Raw genomic sequence first — 22,809 nt, 5'->3', positions numbered from 1 at the left:
TCACTGCACCGCCAGGTCCTCGGCGAGTTCCCTGCGCCAGTCGTCACTGAGCCGGTGGTGCACGATCGTCGCCGCGGCAACGGGCAACGGCAACTGGAGGAAGCGGCGCAGCGCGTCCGCCGCATCGGCGCGAAGCTGCCAGGCATGGAAGTCGTCACGGGTAGCGGGGAATCCGGGCGCGTTGCGGTCTCGCCGCCAAGACGGTTCCAGCGCGGGCCGGGCGGCTGCGGCCTCCGCCAGGATCGTGCGCATGCGCAGGTCCAGTGCGTCGTCCTCGACGAGCTCGGGAGTCCCGCCGAGGTCGACGGCGTCCAGAGTCCGCGACACTTCGGGGAAGGTGACGAGCCCGGTCTCGGCTGCGAGTCTGCGCAGTTGCGCGGCCATCGCCGTACGCAACCGGGGTGCGGGCGTCCGCTCGACCAGGGCGCCCAGATCGAAGTGGCGTACGTACGTGGGGGGACGGCAGGACCACTCGGGAATATCCTCCAGCACCGGTAGGACGAGGGCGCTGGGCAGTGACTCGTCGAGGGCGTGCTCAAGGGCGCCAAGGTCGAAGTCGATGGGGAAACTGTCCCGCAGGGAGGCGACCAAGTCCACGTACGCGGCGGTCGATCCTGGCCACGGATCGACGCCGATCGACTGCACGTGTGTACCGTCCGGCAATCGTGCGTAGTCCTCCCGCGGCGACGAGACAAGGCGGTCCTGGGCGCCCCGGGCGTACGGCATCCCGTTGGCGTACACCGTGAGGCGTGCCTCCGGGCCCTGCTTGGTGAGAGCCACGACCCGGGTGCCCCGGGCCAGCCTGCGCAGTACCTCCGGGCGGGTCAACTGCGCGGTTCCGGCGGCCTGCATCAGGTATCCCCAGTCCCCGCACCGTCCCGCCCGCACCAACGGCCGGGAAGCCGCCCAGAGGCCCGCCGCCGACCGCTCGGCCTGCGCGTGAGTCCGCGCACGGATGGTCTCCCGCCGCGCCACCCCCGCACGCAGCAGCAGTTCCTCCGCGGTTACGCCCTCGGCGAAGACCAGGTCCGGCTGGCGGGGCTCGGCCTCCCGAGGCTCCGTCATGGTGAGCGTGGCGTACATGCCGCTCTTCGGCAGCTCCGGCTCCGGCTGCGGACGCACGGGTTCGGGTTCCGGCTCGGGCGTCCGCGCGGCAAGGCCGAGCAGCGAGGTGGGGTCCGCCTTGACGGTGGGCGTGGCATCCTCCCAGACCAGCGTTTCGTCGAAGGCCAGCGGAACCCGGCCGGAGACGGGCAGCCGCCGTTCCAGAGCGTCGGCGAACTCAGCCAGCGCCGCACGCAGTGACGGCCACTCGGAGAACGAGGCGGCGTCCTCGTTGAAATAGCGTCCGACGCGTCCGTAGTCGTCACCCGCGCGGCACGTCAGAAACAGACCGTCCTGGGCGTCCCAGGCGACACCTTGGGTGATCAGCAGCCACTCGTGACGCCAGTACGCGTTGAGTTCGCGGTCGTCCTCGGCGTCGTACAGATCCTCGACCTCCTCGCCGACGGACCGCAGGAACAGAGCGTTCGTCACGATGTCCGCCACACCGGCGAACGGGCCGTTGAGCGCGAACACCGGCGCCCCCTCGCCCAGCTCGACACCGTCGTGGCAACGGAGCGACGCCACCAACTCGGGAGGGAACGCCACACCGAGGCGCCGCTCGGCGTCCGCAATCCCGCCGGGCGAAGCGGGCGGCCGCAGCAGTGCCCGGCTCACCGGGGCGTGCTCCGAGAGCCAGGCGCCGATGCGCGCCCACGAGTCTTCTACGGTCGGCGACGGAGGCGGGACGGCTGCGGAAGAGGTCGAGGTCATGCGATCACCCTAGGAGCGACCACTGACATCACCGTCCGCCTCCGTGATCCGGTGTCGGTGCGGCCGGAGGAGGGTGAGCCCCCCACCTGGGCGATGGTCTCACCCGGAGCTGACCGCCGACGAGGCGCGGAAACTGACGACCGGTGACCCCGGTTCCGCCTCTCCTGCCTGAGAGAGCTGGGCGGCCGCCCACCCGTGTACGCGTCCGTGATGGAACACGCCCCGAACGGTACGAGCGGAACACCAGGGACGGCGGCCTGGAACTCACCGACGCGTTCAAGAAGCTGAAGGACGCCGAGGGCAAGCCGCTGCGCATCCTCACGAGTCCGTCCCGGCGGACCTCCAGCAGAAGTGGGTTTTCGGCTCCGTCGCCTGGACGCCGTGCCGCAAGAATCCCGAGGGGTCGTTGTGCGATCTGGTCTGACCGTGAGCCGCGCCGAACGCGGTGGTGTCGCCGGACGGGCGCAGCGTGTGGTTCACGTACACGGCGGGGGGCGGCGGGCACAGGATCGGCTCCCGGCCCACCAAGGGCTCCCACCACCTGTCCGACGAGGGCTCCGCTGTCGGACACGAACAACCCCTGACAGTACTGGGCAAGTCCCCACGCCCCGTCCAGGCGGACATGGTCCACCTCGCACCGGGCGGCCGGCGGCTCACCGCCAAGGCAGGCGGCACCGAAGGTCTTCGGAAACGTCTTCGACACCTGGAACTCCTCAGGAGCGCTCACGTCACGCTCGGCGCGCCGGGCCATCCTCCTCAGTGGGTGTGTGGGCGCCGTCGGCTGGACCGGTGACGACCGTGTGCTGTGCCGCACTTCGACCGGTACCTTCCAGATCATGAACGCCCGTACCGGTCGAGCCTCGGGCGCCCCGATCACGTGGTCGGCCCGCAGGACGGGACCGTGGCGGAGGGGATGCTGGTGTCGCCGGACGGGAAGCGGTTCCTCGTCGCCGCCCACGAGCCCAACGCCCGGCGGAGCGACGACGACTACTCGTACCAGAAGCCCGACTTCAGGGTGGTGCCGACCACCAGCAGTGGGGCGACGACCAGCGTGGTCAACGACCTCCTCGACACGTACACGATGTTCCTGAGCTGGTCGTAGCGGAATTACAGCACTACGGCACTACGGCATAGCGGTCTTTCGCTCCGCGTCGGTGAGGGGCGGCCCCTGCAGGTGCGGTCTCCTGGGGCCGATGAGCATGGGGATGAGCATGTCCGGCGAGAACAGCCGGGTCGCGGGTCGCTCCAGGCTCATGACATCCAGCAGGGCAGCCATGGCGCGCGGATTGCGCGCGCCGGTCTCCACGGCTTTGTCGACGAAGCGCGCGAGGAGGCGTTCGACGCCGTTGGGCCGGGTGTCGGTGGCTCCCGGATACAGGGCGTCCTGGCCGACGGCCAAGTCCCAGGCGGCGGCCACCGGTCGTGCGGCGGCGCGCTGAAGGCGCCGTGCGAGGCCCGGCCGTCCCAGCCCCGTCGCGCCGAGCGTGTCGCGGACGGCGAGGGCGCACTGGGCGGCGACGGTCAGACCGTGGCCATAGACGGGGTTGTAGCCGGCGATGGCGTCGCCGAGGACGAGGAAGCCGTCCGGCCAGTGTTTGACCTGCTCGTAGTAGCGACGGCGGTTGGCCGTGGCCCGGGTGGTGACGATGTCCCCGAGTGGCTCGAGCCCCTTGACGAGTTCGCCGATGACGGGATCGTCGAGCTTGAGCGCGAAGTCGACGAAGGCGTCGGGATCGTCGGTGGGTTCACCGCCGCGGGTGCCGGCCAGCGTGACGATCCAGCGGTTCCCCTCGATGGGCAGGACGATGCCTCCCCGACCGGGCGCCTTGGCCGGGTTGGCCTGCACGTTCACGAGGGGGAAGTCGATGTTCCGGGCCCTCTCGGGGGCGCGGTAGAGACGAGTGGCGTAGGCGACGCCGGCGTTGACCTCGCGCTCCGTGACGCTTGGCGCGCCCAGCTCGGTGAGCCATTGCGGCGCGCGGGACCCTCGGCCCGAGGCATCGATGACCAGCACTCCCGGTTCGGGGGCTGACGCCTGGTGTCGCTGACGGGACCCTAGGTGATGAACACGCACAGGGGTAACGGTCGTTGAGCCCGGATCATCGATGCTTGCCCGGGTGGCCTACGGGGCCTACAGGGACTGCACGCTGATGGACCACGGCCCGTCCGAGCGGGCGTAGATGAGGCACGGTCCGGTCAGTGGCGCCTCACCCCGCATAGGCCCGACGTGGTTGGCCAGCTCGTCGAGGAAACCGTTCCCATCCGGTTCGTAGGTGTCGACGAGGAAATAGCCGCCGTCCTCGGCCCGAGGGTCGCCCTCGTGGCAGAGCGAAGCGATCCCCGGGCCGCCCTCGTAGCGCAGCACGCACCGCGCAGCTCCGGCCAAGACCGACGCGCTCGACACCGAGGTCGCTTCGATCACCCACGGCCCGTCCGCCTGGACCCTGAGCGCCCGTACAGTCCTGTCGTCGGCGTTGACCAGAGCCCGGCAGGCGAAAGGCCCGTCCGTGTAGACGAGTTGGCTCTGGGAATGCAGACCGGCGTCCAGGGCGTCCACGGCGAAGTGGCCTCGTCCCCGATGGGCGATGTCCAAGACGACCGGCTCCGCAAGCGTCGTCATTCGTGTGACCTGGTCACCGTCGCCGCCGATCCGCTGCAGCACCGGGCCGCCTGGGCCGAGCGGTGGAGGTGCCTGTCCGGGCTCGCTCTCACTCTTGACGACACCGGAGAGCGGCACCACACCAGCGGGCCGCTCCCCCCGATCCCGCTGGAACCACTTCATGGCCCGCCCCCTGTTCACACCTCTTCTTCGCGCAGTATGCCACCCAGGATCATCACTGCCCCGGCGCGGCGGCAGGATCGCGATCACTGACGTCGCGGAACCCCAGTCGGCGGTTGAGGGCGCCCGTGACACGCGTGACCGTGGTGCGCGGCAGCACCCTCGATGCCCAGACCCCGATCCGCTGGGACGCACGCCCGGGGAAGGAGACGGCCCGGCCCCGGGCGAAGTCGTCGAGCGTCCTGGCGGCCACGTCGCCGGGGGCATCCGTGAACCTGGGGTTCATGGAAGCGGTCGTCCGGTCGAAGAACCCCGTGGCGGTGGCGCCCGGGTGGGCCGCCATCACGCGTACGCCGGTGCCGCGGACCTCCTCGGCGACCGCCTCGGTGAACGAGAGCACGAACGCCTTGGTGGCGGCGTAGCTCGCCTGGTACGGCATGGGCTGGAAGGCGGCGGTGGAGGCGATGTTGACGATGCCGCCGCGGCCGCGTTCGACCATGCGGGCACCCAGGAGGTGGACCAGTCCGACCAGGGCGGTCACGTTCACGTCGACGGACTGAAGGTTGGGCGCGAGGGGCCGGCCGAGGAAGGGCCCCACGGCCCCCATCCCGGCGTTGTTGACCAGGAGATCCACGTCCAGACCGAGCCCGTCGAGGGCATCGAGGACCCGCTGCGGCGACCGCCGGTCCGCCAGGTCCGCGGCGATCACGTCGACGCGTACGGCATGCGCGGCCCGGATCTCGTCGGCGAGGGCGTGCAGCGCGTCGGCCGAGCGGGCGACGAGGACCAGGTGCGCGCCCCGGGAGGCGAGTTCGCGTGCGTAGGCCTCGCCCAGCCCTTTGGACGCGCCGGTGACCAGGGCGGTGGTGTTCGTGTAGGTGTGCATGGGTGAGTGCTTTCTGTGCGGCTGGAGGAAGTGCGCCTGGAAGAAGGCATGGCGCGGGAACGGCCCGCAGGCAGGTACTTCGAGCCTCGAACCAATCTCTCGAACCAACATACACTTCGAGCCTCGAAGTAAATAGGCGTACGATGAGCCCATGACGCGAAGCACCCTCGAGGCGGTGGTGGCGGCGAACCACGAGCTCTTCATGCGGACCGGCGACCGGATCGAGGCCGTCCTGGCGGAGCACGGCCTGACCCCCGCGACCGCTCAGGCCCTCTGGGCCATCGACCCGGACCAGGCACCGCCCTCGATGAAGACCCTGGCCGGCCGCCTGTACTGCAACGCGCCCAACCTCAGCTTCGTCATGAACCAGCTCACCGACCGCGGCCTGGTCGAACGCTCCGCAGACCCCGCCGACCGCCGCTCACGCGTCGTGGCCCTGACAGAGGACGGGCGCCGGGTCCGGTCGGCGGTCATCGAGGCGACGCTGGCGCTGACTCCCTTCGCGCAGCTTGGGGGCGACGAACTGCGCCAGTTGGTGGACCTTCTGGGGAAGGCCCTCGCGTCGACCGAGGGTGTGGCGTGAAGTCGGGCGGCCCCACCCTGTTGGGTCATGGCGGCGCGTCTCGTCTCTGAGTCGGTGTCATCGAGTAGCCGACTCCTCCAGGCAACGGTCAATCGCGAATGTGACATTGACAGTGCTTTCAAGCCTTGCGGTATGAGAGGACAGCGCATGGAGTGGTGGTGTTGCTGTAAATGAATCCGTCCTGCCGGGGTGCTGCGGGCCGGATCGTGCGCGGAGGCGTGCAATGGCGGCGTACGCCCCATAGGTGATGCACGACCACCGGAAAGGACGGACGGGGGGCTGACGCGCCGCCATGCCCTTGTCAGCATGAACGCGGGGCCCAGGGGCTGTGTGCCGGTATCAGTAATCGTGTCCTTGGGGGGACCATGGGTGGGGATCAGTACGGGTGGCTTCGTGCTGCCGTTTCGCGGTTCGGTGAAGCGTGCAAGGACAAGCTCTCCGGGGGAGGCGGCCCGGAGGCCGCGATTCGCGGGCCGCTGGAAGTCCTGCTGCGGGCGGCGAGCGAGCGCCACGAACAGCACCGAGTGAGCTGGCATGACGAGTACCCGCTGCCCGATCTCGGTGTGCGGCCCGACTACGCGGTGAGTGTCGACGGGAAGATCAGCGGCTACGTCGAACTCAAGCGCCCGGGGTTACCCGTCGACCCGGAGACCTTTGGCCGGGGCAACCGGGAGCAGTGGCACAAGCTCCGAGACCTGCCCAACCTGCTGTACTCGAACGGCACGGAGTGGAGGCTCTTCCGTGGTGGCCGACAGGTCGGCGAGCCCGTGTACTTCGCCGGATCGCTGCATGGCGCAGGCGGGAAGCTTGCCGTACCCGACCCGTTGACCTTCGACCTCCTGCTCCAGCAGTTCCTCGACTGGAAGCCCGAGCCGATCAGACACGTCGCCCGGCTTGTGCAGGAGATCGCCCGTTTGTGCAGACTGCTGCGGGCTGCCGTTCAGGAACAACTCAGGGCCGAATCCCGATCCTCGGCGCCCGACGACGACGTACGCGCACGGCCTTTCACCGGCCTCAAGAACGACTGGCGCCGCTACCTCTTCCCGTCAGCCGACGACGCGACGTTCGCCGACGGATTCGCCCAGACCGTCACTTTCTCGCTTCTGCTGGCTCATACGGAGGGCATCCCGCTCGAGCCCGACTCCTTCCACGAGATCGGCCGCCGCCTGGACGACGGCCACGCCCTCATGGGTAAGGCCCTGCAACTCCTGACGGACAACGTCAACGCGCGCTTCACCGTCACCCTCGACCTGCTGACGCGAACTGTCGCACAAGTCGACTGGCCGGCCGTCCGCAGCGGGAACCGGGATGCGTACCTCCATCTCTACGAGCACTTCCTCACGGTCTACGACCCGGCCCTGCGTCAGAAGAGCGGCTCGTACTACACACCTCGCGAGGTGGTCGGAGAGATGATCCGTCTCACCGAGGACGTCCTCCGCACCAGGCTGGACCGGGAACACGGCTTTGCCGACGAAGACGTACGGATCGTCGACCCTGCCATGGGCACCGGCACGTTCCTGCACACCGTTATCGAGCGCGTCGCCGAGCAGGCCGCCGAGCGTCACGGACCGGCGATGACCCGTGACGCCGTACAGCGACTCGCCTCCCGGTTGTACGGCTTCGAGCTGCAGATGGGGTCGTTCGCCGTCGCCGAACTACGAGCTTCGGACCTGCTCAAGAAGTACGGCGTGCCCGTGCCCGAGGGCGGCCTCAACCTTTTCGTGACCGACACCCTGGACAACCCGTACGCGGAGGAGGAGTACCTGGCCTCCACCTACGGGGCGCTCGCCCAATCGCGCAGACGGGCCAACAAGGTCAAGGCGAACACTCCGATCACCGTTGTGGCCGGCAATCCGCCCTACGACGACAAGGCCGAGGGGCGCGGGGGCTGGGTGGAGAAGCGGGCGGACCGCAGGGACACGGCGTTGCTCGACGACTTCCGTCATGCGGGCAACGGCCGATACGAGCACATCCTCAAGAACATGTACGTGTACTTCTGGCGGTGGGCGACATGGAAGGTGTTCGACGCCCACGCCGAGGACCGGCACGGCGTGGTCTGTTTCATCACCCCCTCCGGTTGGGCCACCGGGCCCGGGGGTCGCGGTATGCGGGACTATCTGCGGCGGACCTGTGACGAGGGCTGGATCGTCAACCTTTCCCCGGAGGGTCAGCGTTCCGACGTTGCGACCCGCCCCTTCCCGGGGGTTGCCCAACCGCTGGCCATCTTCATCTTCGTACGCCGGGCGGGAGTCGAGCGAGGTCCTGAGCACCGGGCACACGTGCACTACCGGGCCGTGACGGGGAAGCGCGCGGAGAAGTTCCGCCAGCTCCGGGCGATCCGGCTGGACGACGGTGAATGGCGCGACACGCACTCGCAGCCGACGAGGCCGCTGACGCCGGTTACGGAGTCCGGTTGGGAGGACTTCCCCGAGCTGAATGACCTTTTCCCCTGGGGCAGTCCGGGTTTGAAGGCCAACCGTTCGTGGGCGAGCGCACCCTCGGCGGAGATCCTGCGTCGGCGGTGGGCGACGTTGGTACGCGAGTCCGACCCGGGACGGCAGGCGGAACTGTTCAAGGAGACACGTGACAGGACGCTCACCGGCAAGCGCGACTCGTTACCCGGTCAGAGCACTTCCAGGACTCCGCTCGCCGAGGAACGCGACACCACGCCGCACGTCGTGCGCATGTCCCTGCGCAGCTTCGACCGACAGCACATCGTCGCTGACAACCGTGCTCTCGACTACCCGCGCCCCGATCTTTGGGCCGCGGCCCAGCACGGCGGGCAGATCTTCCTCAACCAGCAGTCATCGCATCCGATCCGTTCCGGCCCGGCGCTGGTTGCAACCCACCTGCTCCCCGACACGGATCACTTCAACGGCCGTGGTGGCCGCATCATGCCGATACTGCACCCGGACGGCTCCACCAACACCGCGGGTGGCCTCCTGCTCCACCTCGCTCGGACCCTCGGACGTGCCCGGATCGAGGGCGAGGACCTGGCGGCCTACGCCATAGCCGTTGTGGGCCACCCCGCCTTCGCTCAGCGGTTCACCGAGGAACTGCTGACCCCGGGCATACGGATCCCACTCACGCGCGACGGTGCCCTCTGGGACGAGGCCGTCGCCCTCGGCCGTCAGATCCTGTGGGCCTCCACCTTCGGCGCCCGGTGCGCCGATCCCGCACAGGGCCGCAGGGCCGACGACGTGGAGTTCCCCACTGCCGACAAGCGCAGAATCCAGTATGTCTCCCATATCGGGGACACACTTCCTGAGCAGATACGGCACGACGCAGAAGCGGAGACCTTGTACATCGGAGCGGGAGCGTTCACGCCCGTAACGGAAGCGGTGTGGACATACGACGTGGGTGGCATGCTGATCGTCAAGAAATGGTTCGGTTATCGGAAGGCCTCACCCAACAGCAAGAAGACGAGTCCCCTTGATGACATCCACGTCGACGCCTGGCCTGCTGAGTGGACGGAAGAACTGATCGAGTTGCTTTCGGTCCTGCGTCGCCTGACCGATCTGGAGCCCTCTCAGGATGCCCTGCTCACTGCGGTCCTGGCCGGCCCGGTAGTGACGGAGGGCGAACTGCGGGCGGCGGGAGTGCTGCCTGTGCCCCCGGCGGCACGCAAGGCCCGGCATCCGGCGGTCGACGGGCTCTTCCCCGAGGTGTGAGCAGTGATCGAACCCCCGCGATCGGGGGAGGTCAACCGCCTTGCTCGGTCGAGACCGCGTCGGTGACCGCCGTTCTCAGGCTGATTTCCCCCTGCGCGAGCAGACGGAGTGTCTGGGCGAGGCGGGGATGTGACCCCTCCACCGCAGTTGCGAAGCGCACCACGTCCCCGAGGTGAGACTGCGCGACACCGAGTTGCTTCTCGTAGTGAACGGCCATGCCGAGATCCGTGACCTGAACCGAACCCGCCTCGTGGACGACGAGCCCGAAGGCGATGAGCCGGGACAGGTCCACCAGTGTCGTGTCGTGGTCCAAGCCCCGGGCCGCGCTGTCCTCCTCGTTGACCTCTGGGCCACGGCTGCTTCCTTCCCGGACCGGGAGAGGAGCGAGGAGCAACTCCGCCAGCAGGTGGGACTGCGAGTCCGTGAGCAGGATGTGCGGAAGCGACATGGAGCCATCCCTAGCACACCCTGACAGCGTGCAAGCGACTGGGCAAGGGTGACGAGGAGGAGGCCGCGGCCGGACTCGGTGTCCGTCTCCCCGGGAGCCCGTCGACGGGATTCGGTTTCCGGTTCACACCGTGGCCTCCAGCACCGTTATCCCGGTGATCGGCGGCCGGCCGTACAGGGCGAGGACCTCGTTGGCGAGGGCGATGGTCCGCAACGGGTTGTCCCGCTGCTGGTGGGCCGCGATGCCCGCGGCGAGGAGCCCTGTGGGCACGGCTCCCGCATCGAGAAGGACACGCCACTCCGCGGGCGGGAGGTCCAGATACTCGAGGTGGGTGAGCCGGGAGATCTCACACGGATCGGCGAGAGTACCGGCATACGCACAAAGGGTCCGCAGGCGCGGAAGGCCGAAGACGGGAGCGAGGCTGAGGGGCTCCTTCTCCCACACCCCGATGCTCAGGACCTCCAGGCCTGCGTGGGCGGCGACCTCGATGCTGGGCAAGGAGACACGGTTGACGTGGGCGACCAGCGGGGGCCGTTCGACCCTGGGGGCCGGACGGCCGTCGAAGTGGCGGTGGACGACCATGTCGGTGAGGGAGTCGGCGACCAGCCCGGCACCGATGTTCCCCTCGTGACCGATGATGATCACCTGTCCGACGTGTCCGTCCGGACCCGGCGTGAGGTCGACGGCGATACGGTCACCGCCTCCGTTGTCACCGAAGACGATCCAGCCCGGCGAGCCGACGAGCTGCTGCACGGCGTGCTCGGGACCCGTCTCGACCGCCTCCATGGCGCCGAACCGCCACAGCACCTGCCGGGACGCCGCGTCGGCGATGTACACCTCGCCGAGGGGGAACAATTCGCAGCCGATGGTGTCGTACGGATCCCAAAGGTCGTCCCAGTCCTCGTACCGGCCCCGGATCAGCTGGTACAGGGCACTCAGCTCGGGTGGCAGCGGCACGCCCAGGCGTGCCTCGGCCGCTGCGATCTCCTCCTCGGAGGCACCCACCGCGTCCGGGAGCCGCTCACGGAGAGTGCTCCGCAACAGGTCCACGTCCGCGGACGCGGCCGGTACCGCGCCAGGTACCGGAGCGGGCAGGCGGCGCACCGGCTCGGGCAGCGCCCCGTCCGCGAGGAGGAGCGTGCCCGGGTGCGCGGTGGCGATGCCCGGCTCTGTGGAGGAGCTCGGTTCGATCAGATGCAACCGGACGCCACCGGCCGTGGAGGAAGCTTCGACGACAAAGGAGACACCGCCGCTCCCGTTCTCCTCGAGCGCTTCGACGATCAGGCCCACGGCGTCGAACTGCTCCTGATTGTCCGAGACCAGTGAGGCACGCCCGGGCTGCGGCGGCCGGTGCGGCAGGGGAACGCTCCACGCACGGGGACTGATCTGCCCCGCCACGTGCCCGCCGGGCTCGGAGAGCGTGTCGGCGTGCGCGGCGTGCGCGGCGTGCAGGAGGCGCAGCAGGGGCTGCCAGGTGGAGACGTCATGGAGCGAGGGCACGGAAGGGCCTCCTGAGGGTGTGCTCGCCGATTTCGGATCATGGGTGAAGCCTCCTGTCACCGGATGCGGGTGCAGGGGGCTTGGCGGGGTGCCGGCCGGCGTCGGTCCGCTGTGTTACTTCGGTTCCTCGGCCTGAAGGCTGCCGCCGCGCAGGGCCTTGTCCGTGGCCCGTCCGATGAGCGCGGTCGCGCTCGCGTCCACGGCGCCTCCGACGATGCCTCCCAGGATGGGAATCCCCTTGGCGAGCGTGATCGCCGCGCGCCGGGTTCCGTATTTGGCGATGAGGAAGAACCCGACCTTGTTGTTGATCTTCCGGATCACCGCGATGGGGAGCTTCTTGAGCATCTGCTCACCGATCTTTTGACCGATCTTCACCCCGAAGGCCGCCATGACGTTCTGCGCGCTCATCCCGATCGCGAGCATCGTGACGACGGTCCGTACGTGCGGGTCCCGGATGTCCCATCCCCGAAGGTACGCGATGGCGCCGGCCATCCGCATGTTGACGGTGAACGAGGCGGCGACGTTCGCGGGGATGGTGATGCCCGCGGTGATCAGGCCGCCGAGCCCGGTGACGAATCCCTGAGTTCCGGCGGCAGCCACGGACTCTTTGACGAGGCGGGCGACGACGGCGTCGATGTCGTCCTTCATGTCGTCGGGGGAGCGGCGCTCCCCGTCGTCCGGCGCTCTGTAGGCGTCGCCCTGTCGACGTGCGAGGCGGTCCTCGGCCCACGTCGCCGACCCGGTGACCGGCCCCACGCCGTTCAGCATCACCTTCTCGGCGAGATCGGCGACCCACTTGCCGGCCTTCTCGGCCGCTCCCTCGTCCGGTGTCTTCTCGTCGGCCATGACAACCACCCCTTCCGCGAGCGCCTCCGCTGAGGACGTCCGCGATGCTGCGGGTCGTAGCAGGTGCCGGTCCGCCACGACCGCGGGACGTGCCACGGTCGGCTGGGGCCACGCCTTCTGCTACTGCCCGCCCTCCCCTTGGCCGCACGACTCCCCTAGCCGTGCGGCCCTTCACGAGCTGAATCGGCTACACCCTTCCACAGGCTGAAAGCGCCGTCAAACCACACGAGTTGGCTTGCCTGTGCTCAGATGGTGCAGGGGGGCGATGGCTGATCGACACCGAAGCCGGCCTCCACCAGGAAGGGGCTGGGCTGCTTGGCCCACGAGACGTACAGGCCGTCCCGGGCCCGCGTGCAGGCCACGAACAACAGGCAGCGCTCGGACAGCATGTCCGTTTCATGCTGCTTGGGGTCCACATCCGGCGGCGTGACCGCCTTCGCGAACGGCAACGCCTCGTCGGTGACGCCGACGACCGCGACGCAGCGGAACTCCAGCCCTTTGAACGAGTGCATGGTTCCGACGCGTACGGCCGGCCCGTCGCTCGCCGATGAGTCGCCGGAGGCATTGCGCAGGGACACCGCGGGGATGCCCGCGTCCTTCAGATGCGCCACAACCTTCGCGCACGTCTTGTTGAAGCGGGCTGTCACCCCGATCTCCCCGGCACCCACACCCGCGTCCATCCACGCCCGCACCTGGTCGACCAGGGCCTCCAGTTCAGCCTCATCACTCACCGCGCCCTGTACGGCGGGTCCGTCGCCGTGGAGAGCAGAGCGGTAGCCGAGCAAGGTCTCGTTCCGCCCCTCGTCCTGGAGTTGGGCGATCGGCCGGCCGATCAGCAGGGCCGTGGACCAGCGCAGGATCTCCTGCGTACTGCGGTAGTTCTTCCGCAGCTTCACCGACCGCCCCGTCACTCTGATGCCGAGGGACTTGAGCGAGACCTTCGAGTCGTAGATGCGCTGATGCGGGTCGCCCGCGATGAACAAGTCGTCAGGGCGGGCCGGAACGGCCGCGCGCAGCAGCCGCCACTGCGCCGGATGCAGGTCCTGCGCCTCGTCCACCACCACATGCCGGTACGGCGGCCCCTTCGCCTCCAACAGCCCCGCCGCCTCCACGCACGTCTGCAGCCAGGTCCGGCACCCGTCCGCCGCGAGAGCCGCCGTGAACCTCTCCACCGTCTCCCACACCAACGGCCGTTCGGCCGCCGTCAGCCTGCTGCCCCGGCCCCGCCGGTCCGCCGCCTCGTACTCGGCCAGGCTGCCGATGCCCTGCGCCAGGACGACATGCCGGTACTCCTGCGCGAGGAACTGCGCGCTGCCCGTGAAGCCCGTCGCCTTGGCGGCCTTGCCCCAGCGGCTGACCTCCTCGTTGCTCATCAGCGGCCGCAGCGGCACCGCGCCCGGAGCCTCCGCGACGACCCGGCCCGCGAAGCCGTCCACGGTCGAGATGTCGACCCGCTCGCGCAGCTCCGGATCGTCCACCAGGGACTCCAGGCCCGAACGGAGAGCGTTGACGAGCGCGTTGGTGTACGTCGTCAGCAGGATGCGGTCGCCGTCCCGCAGATACCCGAGCAGGTGCTTGACCCGGTGCAGCGCGACGACTGTCTTGCCGGTGCCTGGCCCGCCCGTGACCTGCGCGGGGCCAGAGTAGGACGCCCGGTAGGCCACCTTCCGCTGGGAGGGGTGGAGGAAAACCCGCCAGGCCGCGAAGGGCTTCTCCAGGATGTCCCGCAGCTCCTCGGGAGCCGTCACCAGCGCGATACGCGCCCGGCTGTGCTGGATCGCCGTCTCGTAGTCCCGCGTGTCCACCGGCTGCGCGGACGCGTGCAGCGCGGGCGCCACGATGTCCTGCCAGACCTCCTCCACCGTGCAGCCCGCGGCGAGGTACTGCAGAACCTCCCGCTGGTCCTGGGGCAGCAGCGGCGCGAAGACGTCCAGTTGCTCCTGGTCCACGAGCGACCGGGCCTGCCGGAGCGTCTCGTCGTCGATGCCTAGCGCTTTCAGGTCTCCGTCGGAGAACTTCGCGAACAGCCGTTCCTTCGACGAGCCGTCCGCGACCCGTTCGTAGGTCGGCGTGATCTCGTCCAGGGTCGCCGCGTCGCGGATCTCGACGGCCCGCGTCACCGCGTTGATGCTGGACTTCTGCTTCTTCGCCCAGGCGATGGCCTTGTCGTGCTGCATGACCCGCAGCAGGACGAAGGTGTCCCCGGAAGGCGGTGCGAGCACGACCCCGCGCCAGAACTGGTCGATGCGGATCGTCCGGATCTGCTTGTCCTTCGCCTGCACCAGGCTTTCCAGCTTCAGACCCTGATCTTTGAAGAGCTGGTCGAGGGTGAGCTGGTTGAACTTCTCCCAGGCATCCAGGACCCCCTTCCTGACCGGGGGCTGGAGCTTGGGCAGTTCGGCGAAGAAGCCGACATCGAAGGCAAGCTGGGGCATGCGGAGATCCTAGTGTCCCGGCCGCCCGCAGTGCGGGCAAAGGCCAGGTCAGGCCGAGGAACCGCCGCTGTCGCCACCGTCGAGATCCAGTCGGATGACCGCCAGGGTCTCGGCCACCTCGGCCGTCAGTTCGTCGTGGGGGCCGAACACCACGCACAGGTCCTGGTGCAGCGGCTCCAGGACGTCGAAGGCCTCGGCCGCCCGCTGTTGCGCGAGGAGCAGCATGCCGATGTCGCGGCGCAGTTCCACCGCGTTCTCGCTGACGTCGCCGTCGATGGCGCGAACGGTCTCCAGGACGCCTTGCAGCCCGGACAGCGCCTCAGTCACCTGGCCGAGTTCGCCGCGGCAGCGCGCCGCCTGGGCCCGGCACTCCAACGCCTCTTCGCTGCTCGGGCCGCTCACGCGCCCGTAGGCGTCGGCCAGCGCCTCGAACTCCGGCAGTGCGGCACGGTGGTCACCGGCCAGCTGCCGGCTGACCGCCTGCCACGAGCGCAACCGCAGCACGGCCTTGCTCTCCGAGCCGAGGGACCGCGCGGCCGGCTCGATGAGCTCGCCCACCACGTCGGCGGCCTGCGCGTACCGTTCCTCCTCCATCAGGGCCAGATAGTGCGCGTGGACCTCGCGGATCTGCTCCCGCAACGCCTCCCGTTCGGCCGCGGGCACGACGGGCGGCGCGTCCGGGCCGACGATGGGGGCAGTGGGCTGCGCGCCGCCCGCGGTACCGGCGCGCGGTCGGGGCGAGTAGGGCCGGCGGAAGATGCCGGTCGGGTCGGGCGCGCCAGCCGGTCCCGCCTCCCGCGGAGCGGGCTCCTCCCCGGGCCCCGGCAGGAAGGGCCGCAGCCGCTCGTACACCTCCTGCACGTCCGCCGGACGCGCCTCCGGCGCCTTGAGGAGCAGGTGCAGGACGAGCTCCTCCAGGCCCGCCGGTACGTCGGCGCGCAGTTGCCGCAGCGGGGCCGGGGTCGCATTGACATGCTGCGTCATCAGCTGCCATTCGCTGTCCCCGCTGAACAGCGTCCGCCCGCAGAGCAGTTCGTGCAGCACGCAGCCCAGCGCGTACAGGTCGGTGCGCGGCGTGACCCGGGCGCCGCGCACCTGCTCCGGTGCCATGTACTGGTGCGTCCCGATCGGACTGCCCGTCGCGGTCAGTTTGGTGACGTCCGTCTGCAGGATCGCCGCGATACCGAAGTCCAGCACCTTCACCGTGCCGTCCCGGGCGACGAGGATGTTGCCCGGCTTCAGGTCGCGGTGGACGACGGGTACGTCGTGCGCGTACGACAGCACGGTCGCCACCTGCGCGGCCACGGCCACCGCCCAGCTGACGGGAAGCGGGCGGTCAGGGTGGACATACGCGGTCAGCGGTACGCCGTCGACCAGCTCCATCACCAGGAACAGCTGCTCGTACGACTCGTCCAGCACCGCGTCGTACACCTGCGGCACGCCCGGGTGCTGGATCCGGGCGGTGACCCGCGCCTCGCGCCGGAACCGTTTCTCGAACTCCTCCGCCAGGTGCGGTGACGTCACGGCCTGGGGGCGGATCAGCTTCACGGCGACCGGCCGGTCCAGTACGGCGTCGTACCCGCGCCACACGTCCCCCATGCCGCCGTGGCTGAACTGCTCCAGCAGCTCGTAGCGTCCCGCGATCCGTCGTACGTCCGGCACCTGGTTCCCCGCCCCGCCCCGTCACGTGACCGAAGTGATTCTCGTTCTTCGTCGTGCTGGGAACCAGTCTCGTGGCTGCGGGTTCCGTGCGTCCAGCCAGGCTCGCGGCATCGGCCTGCCCGCGTGCCAACCCGGCCAGCGGAGGGGCCTGTTACTGGTGCAGGCCTATTGACGCTGTATACCGGCGGTGATTCACTCCGTCGCTGAGAGCGCTCTCCCGCGGTTGGGAACCAGCCGCGGTCCCGATTGCCCACCATCTTCTGGGAGAGCCGTGTCCGTGATTCCCTCTCGCCGCGCCGTGATTCGTGGAGCGGTGGCTGCTGCCGCAGCGGTGCCGTTGGCCGGCGCAACCGCAGGATCCGCCTTCGCGTCGTCCCCCGCCTCCGCCGTCGGCGCGGACGGCCATGGAAGGTTCGGCCATGGCACGACAGACCTGGGGCCGAACGTCCTGGTCTTCGACCCGTCGATGGGCGACGCGGCGATCCAGAAGCAGATCGACGCCGTGTTCGCCGTCCAGGAGTCCAACCAGTTCGGCACCGAGCGGTACGCCCTGGCGTTCAAGCCGGGCACGTACAACGTCGAGATCAACGTCGGCTTCTACACGCACGTACTGGGCCTCGGTGCCAGCCCCGAGGACGTCGTGATCAACGGCCATGTGACCGTCGACGCCCAGTGGTTCGAAGGCAACGGCACCCAGGACTTCTGGCGGGCCGCCGAGAACCTGACCATCGTCCCGCCGGACGGGCTGGACCGCTGGGCCGTCGCCCAGGCCGCGCCCATGCGCCGTGTCCACGTCAAGGGTGACATGATCCTCATGCCGAGCCCGCCCGGCAACGGCTGGTCCAGCGGCGGCTTCCTGGTCGACAGCGTGGTGGACGGACAGATCGACTCCGGTTCGCAGCAGCAGTGGCTGACCCGCAACGCCACCATCGGCAGTTGGAAGGGCGCCAACTGGAACATGGTCTTCGTCGGCGTCCAGGGCGCACCCGCCACGTCCTTCCCGACCCCGCCCTACACGACCGTCGACCGCACCCCGGTGATCCGGGAGAAGCCGTTCCTCACGGTGGACCGCCGCGGGGCCTACCACGTCTTCGTCCCCGCACTGCGCCGCAACTCCACCGGCACCTCCTGGGCCGGCGGGCGGACCGCCGGTCACAGCATCCCGCTCACCGCGTTCCACGTCGCCCGGCCGGGCGACTCCGCCGCGAACATCAACGCGGCGCTCGCGCACGGCAAACACCTCCTGTTCACCCCGGGCATCTACCCGCTGTCCGCGCCGCTGCGGGTCCGCCGGCCGGGCACCGTCGTCCTCGGCCTCGGCCTGGCCACCCTCCAGACCGTCCAGGGCAACTCGCTCATCGAGGTCGCCGACATCGACGACGTGACCGTGGCCGGCGTGCTCCTCGAGGCCGCCTCCGCCCATTCCCCCGTGCTGCTGCGCGTCGGCGACGGCCACAGCCGCAGAAGCCACGCGCACCGCCCCACCGCGCTCTTCGACATCTTCCCGCGCATCGGCGGCGCCGTCCCCGGCGGCACGGACGTCAGCATCCAGATCGACAGCAACGACGTGATCGCCGACCACATCTGGGCCTGGCGCGCCGACCACGGCCTCGACGGCACGGTCGGCTGGTCGGTCAACCCCGCGGGCGTCGGCTTCCTCGTCAACGGTGACCGGGTCACCACCTACGGCCTGTTCGTCGAGCACCACCAGGACTACGAGGTGCTCTGGAACGGCAACCACGGCCGCACCTACTTCTTCCAGAACGAGCACCCCTACGACGTCCCGACGCAGTCGGCCTGGAGACACGGCGACACCAACGGCTTCGCCGCCTACAAGGTGGGCGACCACGCCACCGACCACCACGCGTGGGGCCTGGGCAGCTACGCCTTCTTCAACCTCAACGCCGACATCTACACCGACCGCGCCTACGAGATCCCCGACACCCCGGGCGTCACCTTCACCTCACTGATGACCGTCTGCCTCAACGGCGCGGGCGGCGGCGGCATCCTGCACTGCATCAACAACACGGGCGACCCTGTGGTGAACGGCTTCGGAACCTACAGCATGAAGTCGTACTCGAACGGCGCCGGCGTGGTCTGACCTGCGCCGTCCGCAGGCAGCCACCTTCACACGGCGCACTCCGCCCACACCGTCTTGCCGGGACCGCCGTCGACGCGGGGACTCCAGCCCCAGCGGTCGGCAAGAGCCTCGACGAGCAGGAGGCCGCGCCCGCCCTCGCGCGGGTCGGCCTCCTCGGTGTGGGCGGCGGGCACGCGGGGAAGGCGTTCGCCCCGGGTGTCGGTGACCTCGATCCGTACGGTGCCGGTGGCCGGGGCGGCGGTGAGCAGGACGCGGAAGTCCCGGCCGGCGACGTGCCCGTGCCGTACGGCGTTGCCGCACAGCTCCGAGACGATCAGTGCGACGACGTCGTGCGCGTCGGTGTCGTAGGGGATCCCCCAGGTGTCCAGCCGGTGCGCGCACAGGCGCCGGGCGAGGCGGGCGCCGCGCGGGGTGGAGTTGAAGCTCATGGCGAACCTGTGCACCGTGAGGGGTGGTTGTGTTGCGGTCATGCACTCACGGTGGCGGTCCGTGGCCTAGCGTGACCGGTGGTGACGCGCTGACGTCGGACCGTCGTACGGGGCGGACGCGGGCGCTGTACGTGGTGGTACGCGGGGAGAGGGCGGGAGGCGGGGACGGGTGACCCTGAGGGACGAGGAGACGGCGGCGCAGCGGCAGCAGCGGCCGGACGACGAACCGGGGTCGGGCGTGGTGACCGCGTTCGGACGCCAGCTGAAGCTGCTGCGGGTGCGGGCGGGGCTTGAGCGGGCCGAGTTCGGGAAGCGAGTCGGGTATTCGGCGGACGCAATCGCCTCGTACGAGCAGGGCCGTCGGGTTCCACAGCCTCGGTTCATCGATCAGGCAGACGAGGTGTTGGGCGCAGGAGGGTTGCTGCTGGCCATGAAGGAAGAGGTGGGCCGGGCGCGGTACCCCGCCTTCTTCCGGGACATGGCGCGGTTGGAGGAAGAGGCTGTCTCTCTTCACGTCTACGGAGCACTCGCGGTGCCCGGTCTGCTCCAGACCGAAGACCACGCACGTGCGGTCTTCGCCATGCGCAGGCCTCTCCTCGACGAGGCGACCGTCGAGCAGCGGGTGTCCGCTCGATTGGCCCGACAGGAGATCTTCGCCCGGAGTCCGCTCCCGACACTCAGTTTCGTGATCGAGGAGTCGGTTCTGCGTCGGCCGCTCGGCGGTGCGTCCACGCAGAGAGGCCAACTCGAGGAGATTCTCCTCCACGGCCAACGACGGAACGTGGAGATCCAGGTCATGCCTACTTCCGGCAGCGAACACTGCGGCCTGGGCGGTCCGTTCACCCTCATCGAGATCAGGGACGGACAGCGCATGGCTTACGTTGAAGTCCAGCGGACCAGCCGCCTCTACAACGAGCGGGATGAGGTGCGGGATGTCGAGGAGCAGTACGGCATTCTCAGGGCGCAAGCCCTGACTCCGCGTGAGTCGATGGCTTTCGTCGAGGGACTTCTGGGAGAGAGATGAACCACCAGGCAAGGGAGCCCCACTGGTTCAAGAGCAGCCACAGCAGTGGGGAGGGAGGCGAATGTGTCGAGGTCTGCCTCGTGTCGGATGGTGTCCTGGTCAGGGACTCGAAACGGGCAACGGGCTCAGTGCTCAGCGTTGACGCCAATGCCTGGTCCGCCTTCGTAGAGCAGGCCGCGCGCGGCTGAGGCAGGCAATGCGTCCTGGGGCGCCCGCACCCACTCGGTGCCGGTGCTCCAGCCGCTGTCGAGAGTCGTCCGCTCCTACTTCGTCGGATCACCTGCCAGGTTCACGCGTGGCTCGTACCTCGGCATGTCACAGAAGGTTCCGTGTACGACTGGCGGGCCGGGCGCACGCTACCTCGCGCCTACTCTTGTTCGGCCTGCTCATCGTGCAGGGCCCGTGCGAGATCAGAGAGGGTGGCGGTACCGTCCACCGTCCATCGTGCTGGCCCTTGAACTGCCACGGGGGCCTCCTGCCAGCCAGCGAGTTCGTAGAGGTTCAGGACCAACCGAGTCGGCGAGTAGGCTTTCCCGTCGACCGCCCACACGAGGCACCGCGTCCGATCGTTCACCCAGGTGGCTTCACCGCGTCGAGGGTCCTCCGCGAGCCAAGGGTTGAGCGCTTCGATCTCGGGCTTGTTCCACAGGCGCAGTCGGACCGGGGTGCCGTTCTTGATCCTTCCGCTGTCTACAAGAGTGGGTACAGCGTTGGGGCGGCGTGGCTTGCGTTTGCTCCCCTTGGTGGCCTTGTAGATCGTGGGCAGGTCGGGGATGACCCCTTCGCGTTGGGCGTCACGCAGTACCAACTCCGCGAGCCGCTTGCAACGCCCGGCGTCAGTGAGTGTTCCGCTGAGGAAGGACGTGGGCCCGTACTCCGTGTCGATGTGGTGGATCAACCAGGACAGGACCCGATTGGTGAGTGCAGGCACTTCCTGCAGTACCGCGTCCCAGTCATACTCCGGATCATCGATGCGATCCTGGTCGAGAAGCTGAAAGACCAGGTGGGTGATGAGTAGGTCACCCCGCTGGCTCACGTCGGCGGCGCGCTTTTGAAACCGCTTGCGTTCTTCGTTGAGAGCGGTGCCCACAGCGCGGTGCACAAGCACCGAACGCCAGATTTGGAAGGCGCTCGGACGCTCTCCGAAGAGGCGAGGATAGGCGCCTCTGCTGCCACGCTCCCACAGGAGGTCTGTGTCCCGCTTTGCCCGCACGGCAAGTTCGGTGTTGCGGTGCGCACAGGCCAAGGCGATGGCGGCGTGCACAACAGAGCAACCCTCGTCCGGTGCCGGGTCGGGCTCCCCACGCTTGAACACGTAGGACTTTTGCAGGGACAGCATAAAATCTTCGCGGATCATCGCCTGCACCTCGTCCAAGGCAATGAAGTCGCGCTGTTCCACGTGATTCTGTGTATTTGTCGTCTCGGTGATGCGCTGCGGGAGATCCGGCATGCGCTTGTCAACGACGATCACCTTGACTGTTACCTCGGCGTCCTCCACTGTTTCGGTAGAGGCCTCCATGGCGCGATGTGCGGCTGCGACGGTTTGGGCGCCGTTTACGACGCTGACTCCTGAGATATGCAGATGCACAGGCTCGTCTGGGCGACGACGTCCTGGCCACTCCTCTTCCAGTCGATCGCACAGCACTGTCACGCCGTTGTTGAAAAGCCAGAAGTTCTCCGGCTCATTGGCCAGAGTGTTCAGCATGCCTGAATTGACTCGGGTAGTACCGAGTGACTGGCGCAAGTTCTGCTCATAGAGACGGCTTCCGTGTGTCAGGAACCACTCGGCAAGGTTGCTGGCGGGAACCGTGCCTTGGTACGCGGTGAGCGGAGTGTTCCGCCTAAGCCAGTTTGTCATCCGCACGGTTACCTGAACCGGCTCGGGCGCGAGATCCTCACGGATCTGTCGGAGGATGTCCGCCGCGTGGACTACTCGATACTCAAGGACCGGTCCAAGGCCGTTGAACTCGTTTTGAGCGTCTTCCAGGATGTTGGTCGCTTCCCTGCTGAGTGTTCCCACGCCCATGACAGCGATGACCAGAGTCACCTTCAGGCGGGCATCGTGCATCGCTGCGTTGACACGAGCGGCGATTGGCTCCAAGCGGTCGTTGAAGCGGTCGAAGCTTCGCTGCTCGATGAGGCGGAGACCAGCGACGAGCTTGTGCGCCGCGTTGGTATCGAGCTTGCCCTTGCCCTCGTCGCTCCACTTGGCCTGAACGAGCCAGACCTCCTGCGTGCCCTCGGTGACAGCCACGCCGTCGATGCCTTGATCATCTTCGCCGTCGATGACAGAAGCGCCGGCGGTCTTGTGATCGCAGCCGGTCACTTCGCGTACTGCGGCTGCGGTTAATGCGCGGGAAAGGAACCGCTGTTCATAGCCGTTTCGGTCGTACCCATTGAGGTCCTCGTCGTAGACAAGTCCCTTGTACTGCTGCAGAAGCGCAGTGCGGATCTGGTGGATATGGATAGGCGCTGTCGCCGCTTTGCGATCTGTATCGTCCAACTTAACTTTGCCCCCAATGCCACGCGCTGCGTCTCCTGACGCAGTGTAGCGTTGATCTTTCACGACTATCGGCTGACGGAGTCGGCGGATGCTTCATGTGCTGTCGGTCGGGTTGGGGCAGCTCTGGG

General features: G+C 68.6%; 16 protein-coding genes and 1 pseudogene. 6 read left to right on the top strand and 11 right to left on the bottom strand.

The features are described from left to right. On the bottom strand, positions 1-1,815 hold the full coding sequence (locus BZZ08_RS12915) for an SMI1/KNR4 family protein (RefSeq protein WP_104632330.1): 1,815 nt from the start codon (positions 1,813-1,815) through the stop codon (positions 1-3). A gap of 901 nt (positions 1,816-2,716) precedes the next feature. Here BZZ08_RS12915 and BZZ08_RS12900 point away from each other — a divergent pair. Further along, positions 2,717-2,917, top strand: a complete 201-nt coding sequence (locus BZZ08_RS12900; RefSeq protein ID WP_241965456.1) for a hypothetical protein — start codon at positions 2,717-2,719, stop codon at positions 2,915-2,917. Positions 2,918-2,938: 21 nt separating this feature from the next. On the opposite strand, the pseudogene BZZ08_RS12895 reads toward BZZ08_RS12900, so the two are convergent. From BZZ08_RS12895 to BZZ08_RS12885, 3 genes and pseudogenes are all read right to left on the bottom strand, one after another. Continuing rightward, a pseudogene (locus tag BZZ08_RS12895) lies at positions 2,939-3,826 on the bottom strand (pyridine nucleotide-disulfide oxidoreductase); the annotation flags it as partial. A gap of 120 nt (positions 3,827-3,946) precedes the next feature. Beyond that, entirely contained in the window at positions 3,947-4,597 is a 651-nt protein-coding gene (locus BZZ08_RS12890; RefSeq protein ID WP_198601445.1) for a hypothetical protein, read from the bottom strand. A gap of 52 nt (positions 4,598-4,649) precedes the next feature. After that, complete coding sequence (locus BZZ08_RS12885; protein WP_104632327.1) at positions 4,650-5,480, bottom strand: SDR family NAD(P)-dependent oxidoreductase; 831 nt, start codon at positions 5,478-5,480, stop codon at positions 4,650-4,652. 151 nt (positions 5,481-5,631) lie between these two features. Between BZZ08_RS12885 and BZZ08_RS12880 the strand changes: the two genes are divergently transcribed. Further along, positions 5,632-6,063, top strand: a complete 432-nt coding sequence (locus BZZ08_RS12880; RefSeq protein WP_104632326.1) for a MarR family winged helix-turn-helix transcriptional regulator — start codon at positions 5,632-5,634, stop codon at positions 6,061-6,063. Positions 6,064-6,428: 365 nt separating this feature from the next. After that, entirely contained in the window at positions 6,429-9,734 is a 3,306-nt protein-coding gene (locus tag BZZ08_RS12875) for a type ISP restriction/modification enzyme (RefSeq protein WP_104632325.1), read from the top strand. Positions 9,735-9,765: 31 nt separating this feature from the next. Here the strand turns inward: BZZ08_RS12875 and BZZ08_RS12870 are convergent, their stop codons facing one another. The 5 genes from BZZ08_RS12870 to BZZ08_RS12850 all read right to left on the bottom strand — a co-directional run bounded on the left by BZZ08_RS12870 (position 9,766) and on the right by BZZ08_RS12850 (position 16,625). Further along, the gene (locus tag BZZ08_RS12870; RefSeq protein WP_104632324.1) at positions 9,766-10,182 is read right to left on the bottom strand and encodes a hypothetical protein; all 417 of its coding nucleotides are present in this window, start codon (positions 10,180-10,182) and stop codon (positions 9,766-9,768) included. A gap of 123 nt (positions 10,183-10,305) precedes the next feature. Continuing rightward, entirely contained in the window at positions 10,306-11,682 is a 1,377-nt protein-coding gene (locus tag BZZ08_RS12865; protein ID WP_104632323.1) for an SMI1/KNR4 family protein, read from the bottom strand. Positions 11,683-11,796: 114 nt separating this feature from the next. Further along, a complete protein-coding gene (locus tag BZZ08_RS12860) occupies positions 11,797-12,528 on the bottom strand; it encodes an EcsC family protein (protein ID WP_104632322.1) in 732 nt (243 codons plus the stop codon). A gap of 245 nt (positions 12,529-12,773) precedes the next feature. After that, positions 12,774-14,963 (bottom strand): ATP-dependent helicase, encoded by a 2,190-nt coding sequence (locus BZZ08_RS12855; protein ID WP_104632321.1) that lies wholly within the window; start codon positions 14,961-14,963, stop codon positions 12,774-12,776. A 48-nt stretch (positions 14,964-15,011) separates the two neighbouring features. Next, on the bottom strand, positions 15,012-16,625 hold the full coding sequence (locus BZZ08_RS12850; RefSeq protein WP_104632320.1) for a serine/threonine-protein kinase: 1,614 nt from the start codon (positions 16,623-16,625) through the stop codon (positions 15,012-15,014). Between the two features lie 313 nt (positions 16,626-16,938). On the opposite strand from BZZ08_RS12850, the gene BZZ08_RS12845 reads away from it, so the two are divergent. Then, positions 16,939-18,726: an adenylyl cyclase gene (locus tag BZZ08_RS12845; RefSeq protein WP_241965455.1), complete on the top strand. Its 1,788-nt coding sequence runs from the start codon at positions 16,939-16,941 to the stop codon at positions 18,724-18,726. Positions 18,727-18,752: 26 nt separating this feature from the next. Here BZZ08_RS12845 and BZZ08_RS12840 read toward each other — a convergent pair whose 3' ends face one another. Continuing rightward, positions 18,753-19,196 carry an ATP-binding protein gene (locus BZZ08_RS12840; RefSeq protein WP_241965454.1) on the bottom strand — a complete coding sequence of 148 codons (444 nt, stop codon included), beginning with the start codon at positions 19,194-19,196 and terminating at the stop codon, positions 18,753-18,755. Positions 19,197-19,323: 127 nt separating this feature from the next. Between BZZ08_RS12840 and BZZ08_RS12835 the strand changes: the two genes are divergently transcribed. Together BZZ08_RS12835 and BZZ08_RS12830 are read left to right on the top strand one after the other, a co-directional pair. After that, positions 19,324-20,178, top strand: coding sequence for a helix-turn-helix domain-containing protein (locus tag BZZ08_RS12835; protein WP_446750255.1), 855 nt, complete (start codon positions 19,324-19,326; stop codon positions 20,176-20,178). Then, positions 20,175-20,366, top strand: a complete 192-nt coding sequence (locus tag BZZ08_RS12830) for a DUF397 domain-containing protein (protein ID WP_104632317.1) — start codon at positions 20,175-20,177, stop codon at positions 20,364-20,366. Before BZZ08_RS12835 ends, BZZ08_RS12830 begins: the two co-directional genes overlap by 4 nt. A 179-nt stretch (positions 20,367-20,545) precedes the next feature. Here BZZ08_RS12830 and BZZ08_RS12825 read toward each other — a convergent pair whose 3' ends face one another. After that, positions 20,546-22,744 (bottom strand): AIPR family protein, encoded by a 2,199-nt coding sequence (locus BZZ08_RS12825; RefSeq protein ID WP_241965453.1) that lies wholly within the window; start codon positions 22,742-22,744, stop codon positions 20,546-20,548. Between the last annotated feature and the right edge of the window lie 65 nt (positions 22,745-22,809).

It is taken from the genome of Streptomyces sp. MH60 (genome assembly GCF_002939385.1).
GTDB lineage: Bacteria > Actinomycetota > Actinomycetes > Streptomycetales > Streptomycetaceae > Streptomyces.
Note: the sequence above shows the minus strand (reverse complement) of the source record. Positions and strands in the feature narration are given on the sequence as shown.